We start from the raw sequence: 15337 nt of genomic DNA, 5'->3' as shown, positions 1-15337 counted from the left end.
AAGCTAACGGCGGGCGAAGCTGCGCTGAAGGGACCGAGACAGAAGGAACCCAGACACTCCGCTCCTGGCGGGGTCGTACTCAACCGAGCAAAGCTCCAGAAAGAAACCCGCGAGGAGGCTGCGCGCAGACTCGTCGCACCTGACCTTTCCGCCGCAAGTTACGGTTTCTTTCGTGCGGGGCAGCTGCACCAACCGCATAAGATTATGGAAGAACTGGTTCGAACCCACGGGACCGGACATAAATCAGTTAACGAACTGAAAAGCGCGATCGAAGGACAGATGAGGTTGCTGTCCGGCTGGAAGCTGCCGCCGCGCCAGCCCAATCCGGGGCTTGCGCCGCAGCGTCGGCGCCTGCTTTACTGCCTCCATCAGTCCTTGCCGCATGTCACCAACGGATATGCCAACCGGTCTCATGGGATCGCTGTCGGATTGGAGAAAAACGGCTGGTCGGTGCGCGCCACCACCCGATGCGGCTTTCCGTGGGATATCAAGGGCAAGGGAATTTCAGAGCGTTTCCATGAAGCGAAGGTCGCGGGTATCACCTATGCGGCGCAGGCAGGTTACGATCTGAACAAGACTCCGCTTGATTATTATCTCGCCGAAACCGCCGATCATTTTCTGCGCGAGGCGCAGCTGAGCGGTGCGGAAATGATTGTGGCTGCATCGAACCATATTACCGCGCTGCCTGCCCTGATGGCCGCCAGACGGCTAGGGTTACCATTCATCTACGAACTTCGGGGGTTGTGGGAGCTTACCCGCGCCTCCACTCAGCCTGACTGGATGAACTCCGAACGCTACGAACTGGCGCGCACGCTGGAAAAACAGGTCGCACTTGAGGCCGATGGCGTCATTACGCTGACGCAGGAACTCGTCGATGAACTTGTTTCTTGGGGCGTGCCGCGCGACCTGATCAGCTTGGTGCCGAATGCGGTCGATACTGAGCGCTTCACCGCAACACCTGCGGACATGACAACTGCCGCCGAACTGGGGCTTGCCGACGGCGTTCCCGTTATCGGTTACGCGGGCAGCGCCGTCGCCTACGAAGGTCTGGACCTCCTGATGCGGGCGCTGGCGCAGTTGCACGAGCAAGGGCGGGATTTCGTCTTTGTTCTGGTCGGTGACGGGGCTTCGACGGACGGCTTGCAAGAAGCCGCCAAGGAACTTGGAATTGCGAAAAAATGCCGCTTTGTCGGACGTGTACCGTTCGATCAGGTGCCGCGTTACCTGTCCTGCATGGATATCATGCCGATCCCGCGACTTTCGCTGCCGGTAACCGAGATGGTCTCTGCTCTGAAACCGCTCGAAGCTATGGCAATGGGCAAGGCACTGGTTCTGTCGGATGTCTCGCCCCACAAAGTTATGTCCGGAGACGGCAAGCGCGCCAGGACATTCGCGGCCGGAGATGCGGCGGACCTCGCCCGCGTTCTGGGAGAGTTGATGGATGATCGGGCGGAGCGCGACCGGCTGGGTCGTGAAGCCCGCGCCTGGACGGAAGACGAACGGAGCTGGAACAGGGTCACGAAGACCTACAGCGATGCACTGGACGCCGTCCGGGACCGCACCATCCGTTCCGAGACGACCAAGGGGGCTGCAAAGCCTGTGGAGGAGATCACCCTAGGTCTGATCGCCGACCGCTTCACCACGGACAGCATTGCGGGTGCGGTCAACATCCTGCCTTTGTCGCCAGATGACTGGCGGCAGGAACTCGACCGGAACTCCATCGATGCCTTGTTGGTCGAGTCAGCTTGGGCCGGCAATGACGGAAAATGGCACCGCAAGGTCGGCCATTATGGAGAGGACGCCTTCGCAGCGTTGAAGGCGCTTCTGGAGCATTGCCGGGAAGCGGGTATCCCGACGCTGTTCTGGAACAAGGAAGACCCGGTGCATTTCGACCGCTTTCGCCGGACCGCAAGTCTTTGCGATCATGTATTTACCACCGACAGTCGACGGATCATTCCTTATCTCAGCACGCCAAACGCAGTTACGAAAACCGCAAGCAGCATATCCTTCTTCGCCTCGCCCCGACTGCATAACCTCTTGCCATCAAAGCGCCAATGGCAGGAAACCGCTGCCTATGGCGGCACCTATTACGGTGAACGCTATGCGGATCGGACGGAATATATCGATAAAATCGCCAGCGCGGCTTCACCCATCGGGCTTACGATTTACGATCGCCAGCACAACAACCCAGAATCTCCGTATAAATATCCGGCTGGGCTGGCAGGACATGTCGCAGGAGGGCTGGATTACGCCGATATGGTCGAGGCCTATAAGGCGCATCCGGTCCAGCTCAATGTCAATTCGGTCATGGACTCTCCAACCATGTTCTCACGCCGGGTGATTGAAGCAGCGGCCTGCGGCACGCCACAGATATCGGGACCGGCACAGGGGATGTCGCGGTATCTCGACGGCAATATCGAGGTGATCGCCAGCGAAAGCGATACAGCCGCCGCGCTGGAGCGGCTTATGGATCATCCTGCACATCGCTGGCGTATCGGGCTGGCGGCCGCGCGGGCGGTAATGCGGGCACATACAGTGCAGCACCGGCTGACGCAGATGTTGCGCACCGCCGGGCTGCGGATTGCGGCACCGCAACCTCCGGCAGTCGGCCTCATCACCGATAAGATTACCATGAAGATCGCAGAAATTCTGCGCAATCAGAGCATCCGGCCACAGATCATCGTCGCGACGGATTGGGAATCCGAGACGAAGGCGTATCTTGAGCAGGGCTTGATTGAATGTATCGAGCCCTATGAGAGAACAACCTCTGCGGGCGAAAGCTGGATTGTCACGGATGCAGCGACCCTGCTGACCTGCGAAGCAGATGATTTCGAAGATCTGATCTGGTTGTCCAGCTATGCACCGCATCAACGGATCGGCTTCCGACACGACACGGAGCCGCGTGGCGAGGACTGGCCCGGCCCGTCTTTCGAAACATCGGAATTCGATCCCGCGCCGGAGTTATTGCGTCCACCGGCGGGCCTGGCACTTACGCCCGATGCGCTCAAGGGCTGGGCTTCGACGCAGAATGGCCTCGGTCTTCGCAAGCCTGATGCGGTTTACCAACAAAAGCCCGTCTTGCAGCAACGAGAGACCTTACTGATCGCAGGCCATGATCTGAAGTTCGTCCGGCGCTTTTTCCCGTTTTTCCGTGACGCGGGATACCGTGTGCTGCTGGATTTCTGGGACGGACATAATAAGCACAACCCGAACAGCAGTCGGCGTCTGATTGAACAGGCCGATGTTGTTTTCTGTGAGTGGATGCTCGGCAATGCTGTCTGGTACGGTAACCATAAGCTGCCCGGTCAGCGATTGATTGGCAGGCTGCATCGGCAGGAAATCGTTTCGCCTTTGCTGCCCAAGGTTCCGCTCCAGGCCTTCGATTCAGTAATGTTCGTCGGTCCGCATATTCTCCGCGATGTTTCCGCGCGCTTCCCGGTGCTGCACCAAAACGGGCATGTGGTTTATAACGGCGTCGATGTGGCAGGGCTTCAGTCGGTGCCGCGGCGGACAAGCAATGGCAAGGTGCTGGGCTTTGTCGGTATGGTACCGCAGAGCAAACGCATCGATATCGCGCTGGATATCCTGCGGGAGTTGCGGCGTAGCGATGACAGCTACACGCTAAGGATCAAGGGCAAACAACCGGCGGATTTCGCTTGGATGAGCAACCGGCCAGAGGAAATGGCTTGGTTCGCGCATCAATATTCCCGGCTGGAAAACGATCCGCTGCTGAAAGGCGCGGTCGCTTTCGATCCGCAAGGCGACGATATGGCGGAGTGGTATGCGGGCGTGGACTTTGTGCTGTCGACCAGCGATTTCGAGAGCTTCCACTACAGCATTGCCGATGGCGCGGCAGCGGGTTGTCGTCCGATATGCCTGCCGTGGGACGGTGCGGATGAGATTTATCCGACAGCGTGGGTGTATGCGGATGTGACCGACGCCGTTGAGGGAATACGAAACTGGCGCGGCGATCTCGGCGAAGTTCGGGCTTTTGCCGAGCGCAACTTCGATCTGCCGCATATCGCGTCCGCGATCATCGACCAGCTCGCTCCGCATCGGATCGAGGGCGACGATAGCCAAAGGAATGTGATCGGAATCTGACTTGCATCCGACTTGCCAGGGAAAGCGGCCATCGCGGGGCAGTGGCCACTTTTCTGTTGCCGAGCTTGTTATCACATTATTTCGCCTCAAAATAACATAAAATTTGTTGAAATGTTCGCATTCCGTGTTATCAAGAGGATGAGTGAGGGAATCCCGGATGAAACGCGACGAGCGCAGGCAGATGATTATGGATCGCCTGATCCAGCGGCGGGCTGTCGATGTCGATGATCTCGCTTCGCGGTTCGATGTCTCGCGGATGACCATTCATCGCGATCTGGACGATCTGGAGCAGGCCGGTCTGCTGCGGAAGGTGCGGGGCGGGGCGACCATCGAGGCCGGCAACCAGTTTGAAAGCGATTTTCGTATCCGGGCCATGCAGGACGGCGACGCAAAGGCGCGGATGGCGAATGCGGCGCTGGAGATGATCGAGCCGGGCATGTCGGTGATGATCAATGACGGCTCCATGGCGGCGCATCTGGGCGCGCGGCTGACGGAAAAGGCACCGCTGACGGTCATCACCAATAATGGCGAGGTGATCGAGACGTTGCGCGAGGTGACGCGGGTGCAGCTGATCGCGCTTGGCGGCGTGTTCAGCGCCAAGTTCAACGGCTATTTCGGCGTCGTGACGGAGGCGGCTGTGGCCCGGTTGCGGGCCGATATCGCCTTTATCTCCACCCCCGCCGTGTCGGGGCTGCAAGCCTTTCACATGAATGCGGAGGTGGTCCGCACCAAGCGGGCGATGATGGCGGCGGCGGAGCGGAGCGTGCTTCTGGTCAATCACCAGCGGTTCCGGCGTTCGGCCCTGCATCTCATGGCCGATCTGGACGAGTTTTCATCGGTCATCACCGATGCGCCCCCTGCCCCCGATCTCGAAGCGTCGATGCAGCGTGCCGGGATCCCCCTGTTAATTGCGGAGAATGTGGATGGCTGATTTCTGGATTGGCACAAGCTGGAAGATGAACAAGACACTGGCCGAAGGCGTGGCGTTTGCCGAGGCTCTGGCCGCGGCGCATGCGGATCGCGATCCGCGCATCCAGCGTTTCGTCATCCCGCCTTTTACGCTGGTCCGGCAGGTGAAGGAGATCCTGTCGCAAAGCAGCGTCAAGGTCGGGGCGCAGAACATGCATTGGGAAGATCGCGGCGCATGGACCGGCGAGATCAGCCCGGTGATGCTGACCGATTGCGGTCTGGACATGGTCGAGCTGGGCCATTCCGAACGCCGGGCGCATTTCGGGGAGACCGATGAAACCGTCGGGCTGAAGACCGAGGCCGCCCTGCGTCACGGGCTGATTCCGCTGATCTGTATCGGCGAGACGCTGGCCGAGCGGGAGGCCGGGCGCGCGCAGGAGGTGCTGGCGGGGCAGGTTCGCGCAGCACTCGGACAATTGACCGGGGCGCAGAAACAGGCCGAAATCCTGCTGGCATATGAGCCTGTCTGGGCCATTGGCGATGGTGGGATTCCCGCGACATCCGATTATGCCGATGCGCGGCAGGCGGAGATCATCGGCGTCGCGGAAGAGGTTCTGGGCCGCCGCATCCCCTGTCTTTATGGCGGATCGGTCAACCCCGACAACTGCGAAGAGCTTATCACCTGCCCGCATATTGACGGGCTGTTCATCGGGCGCTCGGCCTGGAATGTTGAAGGCTATCTCGACATCCTCGCCAAATGCGCCGCCAAAATCTGAAGGAGTGACTTATGAAACTGGCAATTGCAGGCGACAGCGCGGGCGAAGGTCTGGCGAAGGTTCTGGCCGATCACCTGAAGGACAAGCATGAGGTGGCCGAAATCAGCCGCACCGATGCCGGGCCGGATGCATTTTACGCCAATCTCTCCGACCGGGTGGCGAGCGAGGTTCTGGCCGGCACCTATGACCGCGCCATTCTGGTTTGCGGCACCGGGATCGGGGTCTGCATCGCGGCCAACAAGGTGCCGGGCATTCGCGCCGCGCTGACCCATGACACCTATTCGGCGGAACGTGCGGCGCTGTCGAATAATGCGCAGATCATCACCATGGGCGCGCGCGTGATCGGCGCGGAAGTCGCCAAGACCATTGCCGATGCGTGGCTGGCGGAGACGCAGAACTTCGACAGCAATGGCCGTTCTGCCGGGAATGTAAACGCCATCGACGAAGTTGATGCGAAATACAGCAAGGGCTGAGGCTACCGGCCACCGGCAGGCACGGACGGCTGAAACCGTCCGTCACCGGGGCCGGTCCGGTCGCTCAGTTGTCGGAATAAAGCCCTTCATAGATCGGGCCGAGCGTATCGAGATCGAAGAGCGAGCTGACCGAGGTGCCGTTCCAGATATTGATGATCGCCTGCGCGAACATCGGCGCGGTCGGCACGATGCGGATATTGGCGGCCGATTTCACCGCAGCGGGCTGGTTGATGGAATCGGTGATGACCAGCGATTTCATGACCGAGCCCTGCACCCGCTCGACCGCAGGGCCGGACAACACGCCGTGGGTGATATAGGCGTGAACCTCGGTCGCGCCGTGATCGGTCAGAAGCTGCGCGGCCTTGCACAGCGTGCCTGCCGTGTCGCAAATGTCGTCGACGATCACGCAGGTCTTGCCCTCGACATCACCGATAACGGTCATGTCCGCGACTTCGCCCGCCTTTTCGCGCCGCTTGTCGACGATGGCCATGGGCGAATTGATCCGCTGCGCGATCTCGCGCGCCCGCGAGACGCCGCCGACATCGGGTGAGACCACCATCAGATCGTCCAGCTTGCCCTTGAAGTGGTGGCGGATGTCCAGCGCGAAGACGGGTGCGGCGTAAAGGTTATCCACCGGAATATCGAAAAAGCCCTGAATCTGCGTCGCGTGAAGATCCAGCGTCAGCACCCGGTCGACCCCGGCCTTGGTCAGCATATTGGCAACCAGCTTGGCGGAGATCGGCGTGCGCGCCTTGGCGCGCCGGTCCTGACGGGCATAACCGAAATAAGGAATGACGGCGGTGATCCGGTTGGCCGAAGACCGCTTCAGCGCATCGGTCATGATCAGCAGTTCCATCAGGTTGTCATTGGCCGGGTTCGAGGTTGACTGGATGATATACATATCCTCGCCCCGGACATTGTCGAACACCTCGACGAAGATCTCCTGATCGTTAAATCGCTCGACACGGGCATCGACAAGCGCGACATTCATCCCACGATGCATGGACATGCGCCGTGCGATGGACTGCGCCAAAGGCTTGTTGGCGTTGCCTGAAATCAATTTCGGTTCGGTCATCGCGGCCATGTTCTGTCCTTAGGGAGACGTGAATCGGAAGATTGCAGCGGACTTAGCACCACGTTAGCCTTGCCGCAAACCGCATCCGGCAAAACAGGGTATAAATGACACATATCGATTATTATCTCGGCACGATCAGCCCGTGGAGTTACCTCGCCGGAGACCGGCTGGAGCGGATGGCGGAAAAACGCGGGGTGACGATCCGGTATAAACCGCTTGATCTGATGCAGCTTTTTCCGCGCACCGGCGGGCAGCCCCCCGCTCAGCGTCATGAAAGCCGCCTTGCCTACCGGATGCAGGAACTTGAGCGCTGGCGTGATCATCTGGGCCTGCCGCTGAATACCAAACCTGCGTTTTTTCCGGTTAATATGGCCCCGTCCTCTTACGCGGTCATAGCTGCGCAGGAATCCGGGGCGGGCGATATCGGCGCGCTGGTGCGGGGTTTTCTGCGCGCGGTCTGGGCTGAGGAGCGGGATATTTCCGACGATGCCGTGATCCGCGAGATACTGGATGCAGAGGGCTTCGATCCCGGGATCGCCGATAAGGGGCTGTTCGTCGGCGCGGAAATCTATGGCCGCAATCTTGAAGACGCTGTCAATGCGGGCGTTTTCGGGTCACCTTTTTACATCGTTCGTGAAAGCGGGCAGAAATTCTGGGGGCAGGATCGTCTCGACCTGCTGGAGGCGCATCTGGACACTCTATGAGTTGCTTCGATCTTCACATCCGTCACTATCCCGGCGACCAGTCCCGCCCGGCCATCGGCCTGCATTGCATGATGGGCAGCGGCGGCATGTTCGCCCCGCTTGCGGAGCGGATAAACGGTGCTGTCGACCTTTACGCATTCGATTTCCCCGGACATGGCCGCAGCCCGGACTGGTCCTTCGATGAGAAGATCGACCTGCATACCGACGTCACAAGATGGGCCGCGCGGATGATCTCCCGGCCCGTCGACCTGATCGGTCACAGCTTTGGCGCGACCGTGGCGCTGCGCATCGCGGTCGGTGTGCCCGAAGCCATCCGCTCGCTGACGCTGATCGAGCCGGTGCTGTTCGCCGCCGCAAGCGAGACAGCGCGGCAGGCGGAGCAGGACCGTCTGGCCGGGTTCATCGAGGCGGAGGACTGGCCGGGCATGCTGCGGCGCTTTCTGGGCGATTGGGGTGCCGCCGCCCCGATTCCGACGGAGGGGCCCCGTGCGGAGCGGTTGATCCGGCAGGTGCGGATGGTCGTGGACACCAATGCCGCGCTGATGGAGGATCGTGCGCAAATCCTGCGCGAGAACGGGCTGGAGCGGATCGAGGCGCCGGTGATGTTCATTTCCGGCGCGGATTCGCCCAGCATCGTGCACGAAATCTCTGACGCGCTGGCCGACCGTCTGCCCGATGTCGCGCGCGCCACCATTCCCGGTGCCGGTCACATGCTGCCGGTCACGCATCCCGATCAGCTTGCGGATCTGACGATGGTCAATCTCGACCGCAGCTAACCGCGCAGCGCGGCGATCAGACCGTCGATGTCGTCGCCGGTCGTGTTCCAGCTACAGACGAAACGAACGGTGACCTGCTCGCCGCTATCCTCGCCCTGCGACGGCCATTTGTAATATTGCGCACCCGCCGCCCGCGCCCGGTCATCGGCATCTGCGGGCAGGATGGCAAAGACCTGATTGCTGTCCGCCGGATGCGCCAGACGCGCGCCCTCGACCTCGGCTGTCAACCGCTGCGCCAGATGTGCCGCGCAATCATTGGCGTGGGCTGCGAGTTCAAGCCACAAATCGCCGTTGAGCAGCGCATAGAACTGCGCCGCAAGGTAACGGTGTTTCGACAACAGATGTCCGCCGCGCTTGCGCAGATAGGCCAGCCGGTCGGCAAGGGCGGGATCGAAGGCGACAATCGCCTCTGCTCCCATGGCGCCGTTCTTGGTGCCGCCGAAGGACAAGATGTCCACTCCGGCAAGATGGGTCACATCGGCAGCGCTCGACCGGCTCGCGACGACCGCATTAGCAAAACGCGCCCCGTCCATATGCAGCACCAGCTCATGTTGTTTTGCCACGGCGGAGATTTCGCGGATCGCCTCCGGCATCCAGATCCGGCCCGATTCCGTGGCATTGGTGATGGAGACCGCGCCGGGCTGGCCGCCACCCAGGCCCTCGCCCGCCCAGAAGCCGGCGGCATGTTCAAGCGCATCCGCGTCGATCAGCCCACCCTCGCCCGGCATCAGCGTCAGCTTGGCCCCGCCTGTGAAGAATTCCGGCGCGCCGCATTCGGAGCCTTCGATATGCGCGTCCTCGTGGCAAAAGACCCGATGCCAGGGCTGCACCGCCGCAGCGAGTGCTATCGCATTGGCCGAGGTCCCGGTGCTGACGAACATCACCGCAGCCTCCGGCGCGTCCAGCACCTCCCGCACGCGATCCTCGGCGGCTTCGGTCAGCGCATCGCGGCCGTAGCCCAGAACATGACCTTCATTCGCGGCGGCCAGCGCCTCCATCACGGCGGGATGAACGCCAGAGGCATTATCAGAAGCGAAATTCATGACAGATCCTCGATAATATGGTCTTCCCAGTCATCCTCCGGCACCTCCGCCTCGGACAAGGTCCAGCCGCGGACAGAGACGCCCGCCCGATGCACCGACTCCCGGTCGCCGCTGATCAGATAATGCCAATCCGGCAGTTTCCGCCCCTCATGACGCAGCCGATAGGCACAGGTCGCGGGCAGCCAGTAACTTATATCCTTGATCTTCTCCGGCGTCAGCGTCACGCATTCCGGGACATAGGCGTGACGGATCTCATAGCGCGAGCAGCGGCAGGTTTCGCCATCCAGCAGGCGGCAGGCAATCCGGGTGAAGGCCAGTTCGTCGGTGTCCTCGAATTCCAGCTTGTTGAGACAGCATTTCCCGCAACCATCGCACAGCGCCTCCCATTCCTCGGAATCGAGATCGCTGAGCGGCAATTCCCAGAAACGCTCCCGCATCAGAGTGCCGTCAGCATCTCGCGGGCCTGCTGGCTGTCGCGATCCATCTGCGCACTCAGCGCCTCCAGCCCGTCGAATTTCCGCTCGGGCCGCAGATATTCGACCAGAGCCACAGACAGATGCGTCCCGTAAAGATCACCGTCGAAATCGAACAGATGAACTTCCAGATTGGGCTCGTTCTTGCCGAACATCGGCCGCACGCCGAGGCTGGCGACCCCGGGATAGCTTCCCTGATACGGGCCGCTCAGCACATCCGCGATCACCGCATAGACGCCCAGCTTCGGCAGATGCAGCCCATCCACCCCCATATTCGCCGTGGGATAGCCAAGCGCCCGGCCCCGTTTCTCGCCATGCACCACCTCGCCCTCGATCCGGTGCCAGTGGCCCAGCATCCGCTCCGCATCGCGGGGGCGCCCCTCGGCCAGCGCATTGCGGATCGCGGTCGAGGAAAATTCTTCGCCACCCTCACCGATCAGCGGCGCGACGGTGACGCCGAAACCATATCTTTCGCCAAGCGCCGACAGCCCCGCCGCATCGCCCTCCCGGCCCTTGCCGAAGCGAAAATCCTGACCGACGGTGACATGGGCCAGCCCAATACCTTCCGCCAGCACCTCGCGGGCGAACCCGTCCGGGCTCAGCCCCGCCAACTCCGGGCCGAAAGGCAGCTCGAACACATGCGCCACGCCGAGCCGCCGCAGACGGTTCGCCCGCGCCTCGGCATTCATCAGCCGGAAATCCGGGGCATCGGGGGCAAAGAACTGGCGCGGATGCGGCTCGAAGGTGATGACGCCAAGCGGGGCATCCGCCGCTGCCCGTGCCGCATCGATCACGGCGCGATGACCGCGATGCACCCCGTCGAAATTGCCCATTGCCGCGGTCGTGCCGCGCGCCGTGTCCGGCAATCCGGTCCAGTGGCGATGAATCTGCAATATGCTCCCCTTCCGGAACTGGCCGGGCGTCGTTATTCCTTGGCGGATCGCTCCGCGTCTCTCAGCATATCGCGCAGCGGGCAGGCGGTTGCAAGCACCCCGATCAGCCGCTTTTCCAGTCAGCGGGACAGTCGGCAAGCAGCGCCTCGGCCTCGATCCGGCGGGGCCGGTCCTGCATGTCATCGGGGACCACAGCCACGGCCCGCAGCCGCGCGATCCATTCCGCAGGCAAGCCATGTTCGCGCGCACCCGCAACGATCAGCGCCAGATACCAGTCGAACGGCGGCAATCCGGCATCGCGGAAACGCTCCGGCGCAATATAGGTGAAAGCGCCCGACTGATCACCGTCGCAGCGGATCGGGACGACCCGGCGGTCATAACCCTGCCCCACGCCCTCTATCACGTCGAGCAATGGCAGATCGGCGTCATCCAGTTCAAACGCCACACCATGCGCCCCGGCACCGCCCGGGGTCAGCGTCGCCTTGCCGGACCCGTCCCGCCCGATCTTGTCGAGTGCGACGTCATATCCATCCGCAAACGCCGCCCCGACAACCCGCGCCGAGGCGCAGCGCGCCCGCAGCCGTGACGACAGCATGTTCGAGCCGTAAGCGAAATAGCGCGCCACTCAGCGCAGCCGTCCTATCGAGAATGTCGGATCAAGCCCCTGCCCCGCCAGCCACTGCTCCAGCAACACCGGATCGGGCTTGTCGACATCATCGCCCATATGCTCCGCCGCCAGCCCGCCGGTGATGAACAGGCTGTCAATGCCCTCGCCGACGCCCCCGGCGATATCCGTCCTGATCCCGTCACCGATGACCAGCACCCGCGCCCCGTCCCACAGATTCAGCCGCCGTCGCGCAAGATCGTAGATCGGCGGGTGCGGCTTGCCGAAATAGAGCGAGGTGCCGCCCAACTCTTGATAAAACTCCGCGATCGCGCCCGCACAATAGATCCGCCGCTCGCCCACATCGACGACAATATCCGGGTTGGCACAGAGCAGTTTCAGCCCCTTCTGCCGCGCGATCATCAGGCGACCGCGATAATCCTCCGGCGTCTCGGTATCTTCGTCAAACGGGCCGGTGCAGACGATGCCCTCCGCATCCTCCAGCTCAACCCGCTTGATCGCTGGCGCGTTTTGCCATTCCGCAGGCACGTCGAAGAAACCGTCATCCTTTTCCGGCCCCAGATGCCAGACCCGGCGGCCAACGGCGCCCGCGAACAGGGCGTCCTGCGCGGCGTCACCGGATGTGACAATCGCGTCCCAGCAATCCTCCGGAATGCCAAGCCGCCCGAACCCCTCAATAACGCGGGCCGAGGGGCGCGGCGCATTGGTCATCAGACAAACCTGCCCGCCACCCTGACGGAAAGCACGCAACGCCTCGACCGCCGCCGGATAGGCGCTGATCCCGTTATGGACGCAACCCCAAAGGTCGCAGAACAGCACGTCGTAATTCGGCGCAATCCCGGAAAGCGCGTCGATGATCCGCGTCATGATTTCATCCTGGCTCAAATATCCTCGGGGGCCCGGGGGCAGACAGCCCCCGGCCTGACGTCAGATCACAGCTTCAGCGCCGGAATGATCTGCTTCTTGCGCGACATGATGCCCGGCAGCACGACCGTATCGCCCTCCACCGTCGCATCGAAGGAGGCTTCCGCGATCCGCTTCACCTCGTCATTCGGCACCAGCAGCGTCGCCTCTTCGTTCAGGATATCGACGACGAACAGCAGCACCTGATCGGCACCGTCCGCCGACAGAACGCCCGGCATCGCGGCCAGCAGACCGTCCTTGCGGTCCAGCAGCAGTTTCGGCGCCGTGGTTTCCAGGACCGAGACCCGCAGCTTCTTGCCGTCCAGATCGAATTCCTTGCTGTCCATCCGCAGCAATTCCTCATCCGAGAAGGCGGAGACATCGGATTTCGCGGCAAACATCTCGGCTGCATAATCAGCGATGTTCAGCCCCAGCTCGCCCGCAAGTTTCTCGGCAATGGCGCGGTCATGCGGGGTGGTGGTCGGGCTGCGGAATTCCAGCGTGTCCGACAGGATGCAGGTCAGCATCACGCCCTTCACCCATTCCGGTGCGGCGGCCAGATCATCGCCGATCAGATCGTGCATGATCGTCGCGGTGCAGGCCAGCGGGCGGATGGTGATATTGATCGGCGCACGGGTTTTCAGGCCGCCGACCAGCATGTGGTGGTCGATGATTTCCAGAATTTCAGCGTCGTTGATCGTCGCGGGAAGCTCGGCAGGGTTGTTGGTGTCGCAGATCACCACCTGATCGCCCGCGCCCAGATCGGTCACGATCTCCGGCATGTCCCGTTCCCAACGATTGAGCATCCACGCCGCTTCGGTGTTGGTCGTGCCCTGAATAATCGCACGCGCCGGGGTCTTGCGGATTTCGTTGAGATACCAGGCCCAGATAATGGGCGAGCCGGTGGCGTCGGTATCGGGCGATTTATGGCCGAGAACGGTAATCATCGCGGGCTCCTTTGCTGAATTTCGCGCCCTCGTAGCGCGCCCGCGCATGGGAGTCCACAATCCCCCGGCATGGCCAAGGTTTTTTGCGCCGGAACGGAAGCGCGAATGCGGGTTATTGCCGCAATCGGCTGATCGTCCAGCCCTGCTGTTCAAGCAGGCTCAGCACGCCGTTTTCACCCGGCAGGTGCAGCGCGCCAAAGGCCGCGACCACGGCCTTGCCCTCCGTCGCCGCCGCTTCCGCCGCGTCAGTCAGCGGACCGATCCAGCTTTCATTGCGGTTATCCATCAGGATCGCCTGCGCCTCATCGGTCAGCCGGTCCACCTCCGCGCGAGACAATCCGCTGTTGAGATAGGCGTCGAGGCGACCGAATTCCCAGATTTTCCAGACATCTTCATCCGCATAGGCATCCGCCAGCGTCACGGCGTAGTCATCGGCATAATCCGCCGCCGGCAGCGAATAGAGGATCATGTCGATCTGCTCCTCGGCGCTCAACCCGTCGAAAAGCTTCAGCACCGTATCCCACGGCTCAAGCGCCCTGATCTTGGTCCCCTCGCCGGTGGCCACATCCATCAATTGCCAGTCGAGCCCGGTCATCTCGCCGCTTGCTGCCATGCCCCGGATCATGCAGGGGGCGAGGCCGAGCATGGTCGCGGCGTACCAGGGCCGCATTTTCGCGATCATGACCGCAGGGATGCCCCGTTCTTCCATTGCCGCCGAAAGATCCTGCCATTGTTCTTCTGTCAGACGCTCGGGCAGGGTCGGCCCGTCCAGATCCAGCATCAGCGAGGGGTCCGTATTCATCGCGCTTTGCATCTGCGCCTGCTCCTGCGGTCCCATCTCGACCAGAAGCGCCCCGGCCTCCGCGATCAGCGGGGACAGCGTGGCAATGGTCTTCGCATGTTTCGGGTGATCGAAATGATAAGTGCCGACCATCGTCACCAGCGCATCGCCCTTCGCCGCCTGCCATATCAGCCCCTCATGATACGGCACCGCGTCGGTGCGCGCCGCGATCTCTGCCCGGTCAGCCGCTGGCAGCGCATCGATCAGGTTACGGCCCACACAGTCCTGCGCCGCCGCAGCGGCCCCGGACAGACACAGCAAAACGGCGGCGAGAGCGTGTTTCATCAAAGGTTCCTCATGGCTTTGCCCGACGGTCTCACAGCGCAATTGCAAAGGCCAGCCGGTTGAAAAAATTTCCGGATCACATAGTTGACAGGCAGAGGGCAGCGGCCTAGATCAGCGCTATTGGCACTCGCCCTTAATGAGTGCCAACAACACTGCAACCTGAAACACCGGAGTGTTATCATGGCTTTCAAACCGCTGCACGACCGCGTCCTGGTCAAGCGTGTCGAATCCGACGAAAAAACCAAAGGCGGGCTGATCATCCCCGACAGCGCCAAGGAAAAACCGGCTGAGGGCGAAATCGTCGCCGTCGGCGAAGGCGCCCGCAAGGATTCGGGCGAGCTGATCGCACCGTCCGTCAAGGCTGGCGACCGCGTCCTGTTCGGCAAATGGTCGGGCACCGAGGTCACGCTGGATGGCGAAGAGCTGCTCATCATGAAGGAAAGCGACATCATGGGTATCATCGGCTGATCGCCGACGCCCTGACAGACGCTTCAATTCAAAAGAAATTCCAGG

At 61.9% G+C, this 15337-nt stretch carries 15 protein-coding genes; 7 read left to right on the top strand and 8 right to left on the bottom strand.

Annotated features, from left to right (window positions below; translation table 11 throughout):
* The first annotated feature begins 279 nt into the window (after positions 1-279).
* From PAF12_RS05760 to PAF12_RS05745, 4 genes are all read left to right on the top strand, one after another.
* Entirely contained in the window at positions 280-4101 is a 3822-nt protein-coding gene (locus tag PAF12_RS05760; RefSeq protein WP_271109101.1) for a glycosyltransferase, read from the top strand.
* Positions 4102-4258: 157 nt separating this feature from the next.
* Complete coding sequence (locus PAF12_RS05755; protein WP_271109100.1) at positions 4259-5032, top strand: DeoR/GlpR family DNA-binding transcription regulator; 774 nt, start codon at positions 4259-4261, stop codon at positions 5030-5032.
* On the top strand, positions 5025-5786 hold the full coding sequence (locus PAF12_RS05750) for a triose-phosphate isomerase (RefSeq protein ID WP_271109098.1): 762 nt from the start codon (positions 5025-5027) through the stop codon (positions 5784-5786). The genes PAF12_RS05755 and PAF12_RS05750 overlap by 8 nt, the downstream gene beginning before the upstream one ends.
* A gap of 11 nt (positions 5787-5797) precedes the next feature.
* Positions 5798-6259: an RpiB/LacA/LacB family sugar-phosphate isomerase gene (locus tag PAF12_RS05745; RefSeq protein WP_271109096.1), complete on the top strand. Its 462-nt coding sequence runs from the start codon at positions 5798-5800 to the stop codon at positions 6257-6259.
* A gap of 64 nt (positions 6260-6323) precedes the next feature.
* Here PAF12_RS05745 and PAF12_RS05740 read toward each other — a convergent pair whose 3' ends face one another.
* Entirely contained in the window at positions 6324-7343 is a 1020-nt protein-coding gene (locus tag PAF12_RS05740) for a ribose-phosphate pyrophosphokinase (protein WP_271109094.1), read from the bottom strand.
* 95 nt (positions 7344-7438) lie between these two features.
* Here PAF12_RS05740 and PAF12_RS05735 point away from each other — a divergent pair, with 95 nt between their 5' ends.
* Together PAF12_RS05735 and PAF12_RS05730 are read left to right on the top strand one after the other, a co-directional pair.
* A complete protein-coding gene (locus PAF12_RS05735) occupies positions 7439-8038 on the top strand; it encodes a 2-hydroxychromene-2-carboxylate isomerase (RefSeq protein WP_271109092.1) in 600 nt (199 codons plus the stop codon).
* Positions 8035-8814 carry an alpha/beta fold hydrolase gene (locus tag PAF12_RS05730; protein WP_271109091.1) on the top strand — a complete coding sequence of 260 codons (780 nt, stop codon included), beginning with the start codon at positions 8035-8037 and terminating at the stop codon, positions 8812-8814. The genes PAF12_RS05735 and PAF12_RS05730 overlap by 4 nt, the downstream gene beginning before the upstream one ends.
* Here the strand turns inward: PAF12_RS05730 and PAF12_RS05725 are convergent.
* The 7 genes from PAF12_RS05725 to PAF12_RS05695 form a co-directional block, all read right to left on the bottom strand.
* Positions 8811-9857, bottom strand: a complete 1047-nt coding sequence (locus PAF12_RS05725) for a low specificity L-threonine aldolase (protein ID WP_271109090.1) — start codon at positions 9855-9857, stop codon at positions 8811-8813. The genes PAF12_RS05730 and PAF12_RS05725 overlap by 4 nt on opposite strands.
* Positions 9854-10294 carry a YcgN family cysteine cluster protein gene (locus PAF12_RS05720; protein WP_271109088.1) on the bottom strand — a complete coding sequence of 147 codons (441 nt, stop codon included), beginning with the start codon at positions 10292-10294 and terminating at the stop codon, positions 9854-9856. Before PAF12_RS05720 ends, PAF12_RS05725 begins: the two co-directional genes overlap by 4 nt.
* Positions 10294-11223, bottom strand: coding sequence for a bifunctional riboflavin kinase/FAD synthetase (locus PAF12_RS05715; protein ID WP_271109087.1), 930 nt, complete (start codon positions 11221-11223; stop codon positions 10294-10296). Before PAF12_RS05715 ends, PAF12_RS05720 begins: the two co-directional genes overlap by 1 nt.
* 103 nt (positions 11224-11326) lie before the next feature.
* Positions 11327-11848 (bottom strand): gamma-glutamylcyclotransferase family protein, encoded by a 522-nt coding sequence (locus PAF12_RS05710; RefSeq protein ID WP_271109086.1) that lies wholly within the window; start codon positions 11846-11848, stop codon positions 11327-11329.
* Entirely contained in the window at positions 11849-12715 is an 867-nt protein-coding gene (locus PAF12_RS05705; RefSeq protein WP_271109085.1) for a TIGR01459 family HAD-type hydrolase, read from the bottom strand.
* Between the two features lie 65 nt (positions 12716-12780).
* A complete protein-coding gene (locus tag PAF12_RS05700; protein ID WP_271109084.1) occupies positions 12781-13698 on the bottom strand; it encodes a manganese-dependent inorganic pyrophosphatase in 918 nt (305 codons plus the stop codon).
* Between the two features lie 112 nt (positions 13699-13810).
* Positions 13811-14824, bottom strand: a complete 1014-nt coding sequence (locus PAF12_RS05695) for a TraB/GumN family protein (protein ID WP_271109082.1) — start codon at positions 14822-14824, stop codon at positions 13811-13813.
* 180 nt (positions 14825-15004) lie between these two features.
* On the opposite strand from PAF12_RS05695, the gene groES reads away from it, so the two are divergent.
* Positions 15005-15292 carry a co-chaperone GroES gene (gene groES / locus PAF12_RS05690; protein ID WP_271109080.1) on the top strand — a complete coding sequence of 96 codons (288 nt, stop codon included), beginning with the start codon at positions 15005-15007 and terminating at the stop codon, positions 15290-15292.
* The last annotated feature ends 45 nt before the right edge of the window (positions 15293-15337 follow it).

The sequence above is a fragment of the Paracoccus sp. SCSIO 75233 genome (assembly GCF_027912675.1).
In the GTDB taxonomy this organism is placed as follows: domain Bacteria; phylum Pseudomonadota; class Alphaproteobacteria; order Rhodobacterales; family Rhodobacteraceae; genus Paracoccus.
Note: the sequence above shows the minus strand (reverse complement) of the source record. Positions and strands in the feature narration are given on the sequence as shown.

Excerpts from the sequence above, each read along its gene's own strand:
- PAF12_RS05740 (WP_271109094.1), bottom strand. The coding sequence starts at position 7,343 with ATGGCCGCGATGACCGAACCGAAATTGATTTCAGGCAACGCCAACAAG.
- groES (WP_271109080.1), top strand. The coding sequence starts at position 15,005 with ATGGCTTTCAAACCGCTGCACGACCGCGTCCTGGTCAAGCGTGTCGAA.
- PAF12_RS05720 (WP_271109088.1), bottom strand. The coding sequence starts at position 10,294 with ATGCGGGAGCGTTTCTGGGAATTGCCGCTCAGCGATCTCGATTCCGAG.
- PAF12_RS05695 (WP_271109082.1), bottom strand. The coding sequence starts at position 14,824 with ATGAAACACGCTCTCGCCGCCGTTTTGCTGTGTCTGTCCGGGGCCGCT.
- PAF12_RS05735 (WP_271109092.1), top strand. The coding sequence starts at position 7,439 with ATGACACATATCGATTATTATCTCGGCACGATCAGCCCGTGGAGTTAC.
- PAF12_RS05755 (WP_271109100.1), top strand. The coding sequence starts at position 4,259 with ATGAAACGCGACGAGCGCAGGCAGATGATTATGGATCGCCTGATCCAG.
- PAF12_RS05745 (WP_271109096.1), top strand. The coding sequence starts at position 5,798 with ATGAAACTGGCAATTGCAGGCGACAGCGCGGGCGAAGGTCTGGCGAAG.
- PAF12_RS05705 (WP_271109085.1), bottom strand. The coding sequence starts at position 12,715 with ATGACGCGGATCATCGACGCGCTTTCCGGGATTGCGCCGAATTACGAC.
- PAF12_RS05760 (WP_271109101.1), top strand. The coding sequence starts at position 280 with ATGAGGTTGCTGTCCGGCTGGAAGCTGCCGCCGCGCCAGCCCAATCCG.
- PAF12_RS05750 (WP_271109098.1), top strand. The coding sequence starts at position 5,025 with ATGGCTGATTTCTGGATTGGCACAAGCTGGAAGATGAACAAGACACTG.
- PAF12_RS05725 (WP_271109090.1), bottom strand. The coding sequence starts at position 9,857 with ATGAATTTCGCTTCTGATAATGCCTCTGGCGTTCATCCCGCCGTGATG.
- PAF12_RS05730 (WP_271109091.1), top strand. The coding sequence starts at position 8,035 with ATGAGTTGCTTCGATCTTCACATCCGTCACTATCCCGGCGACCAGTCC.
- PAF12_RS05700 (WP_271109084.1), bottom strand. The coding sequence starts at position 13,698 with ATGATTACCGTTCTCGGCCATAAATCGCCCGATACCGACGCCACCGGC.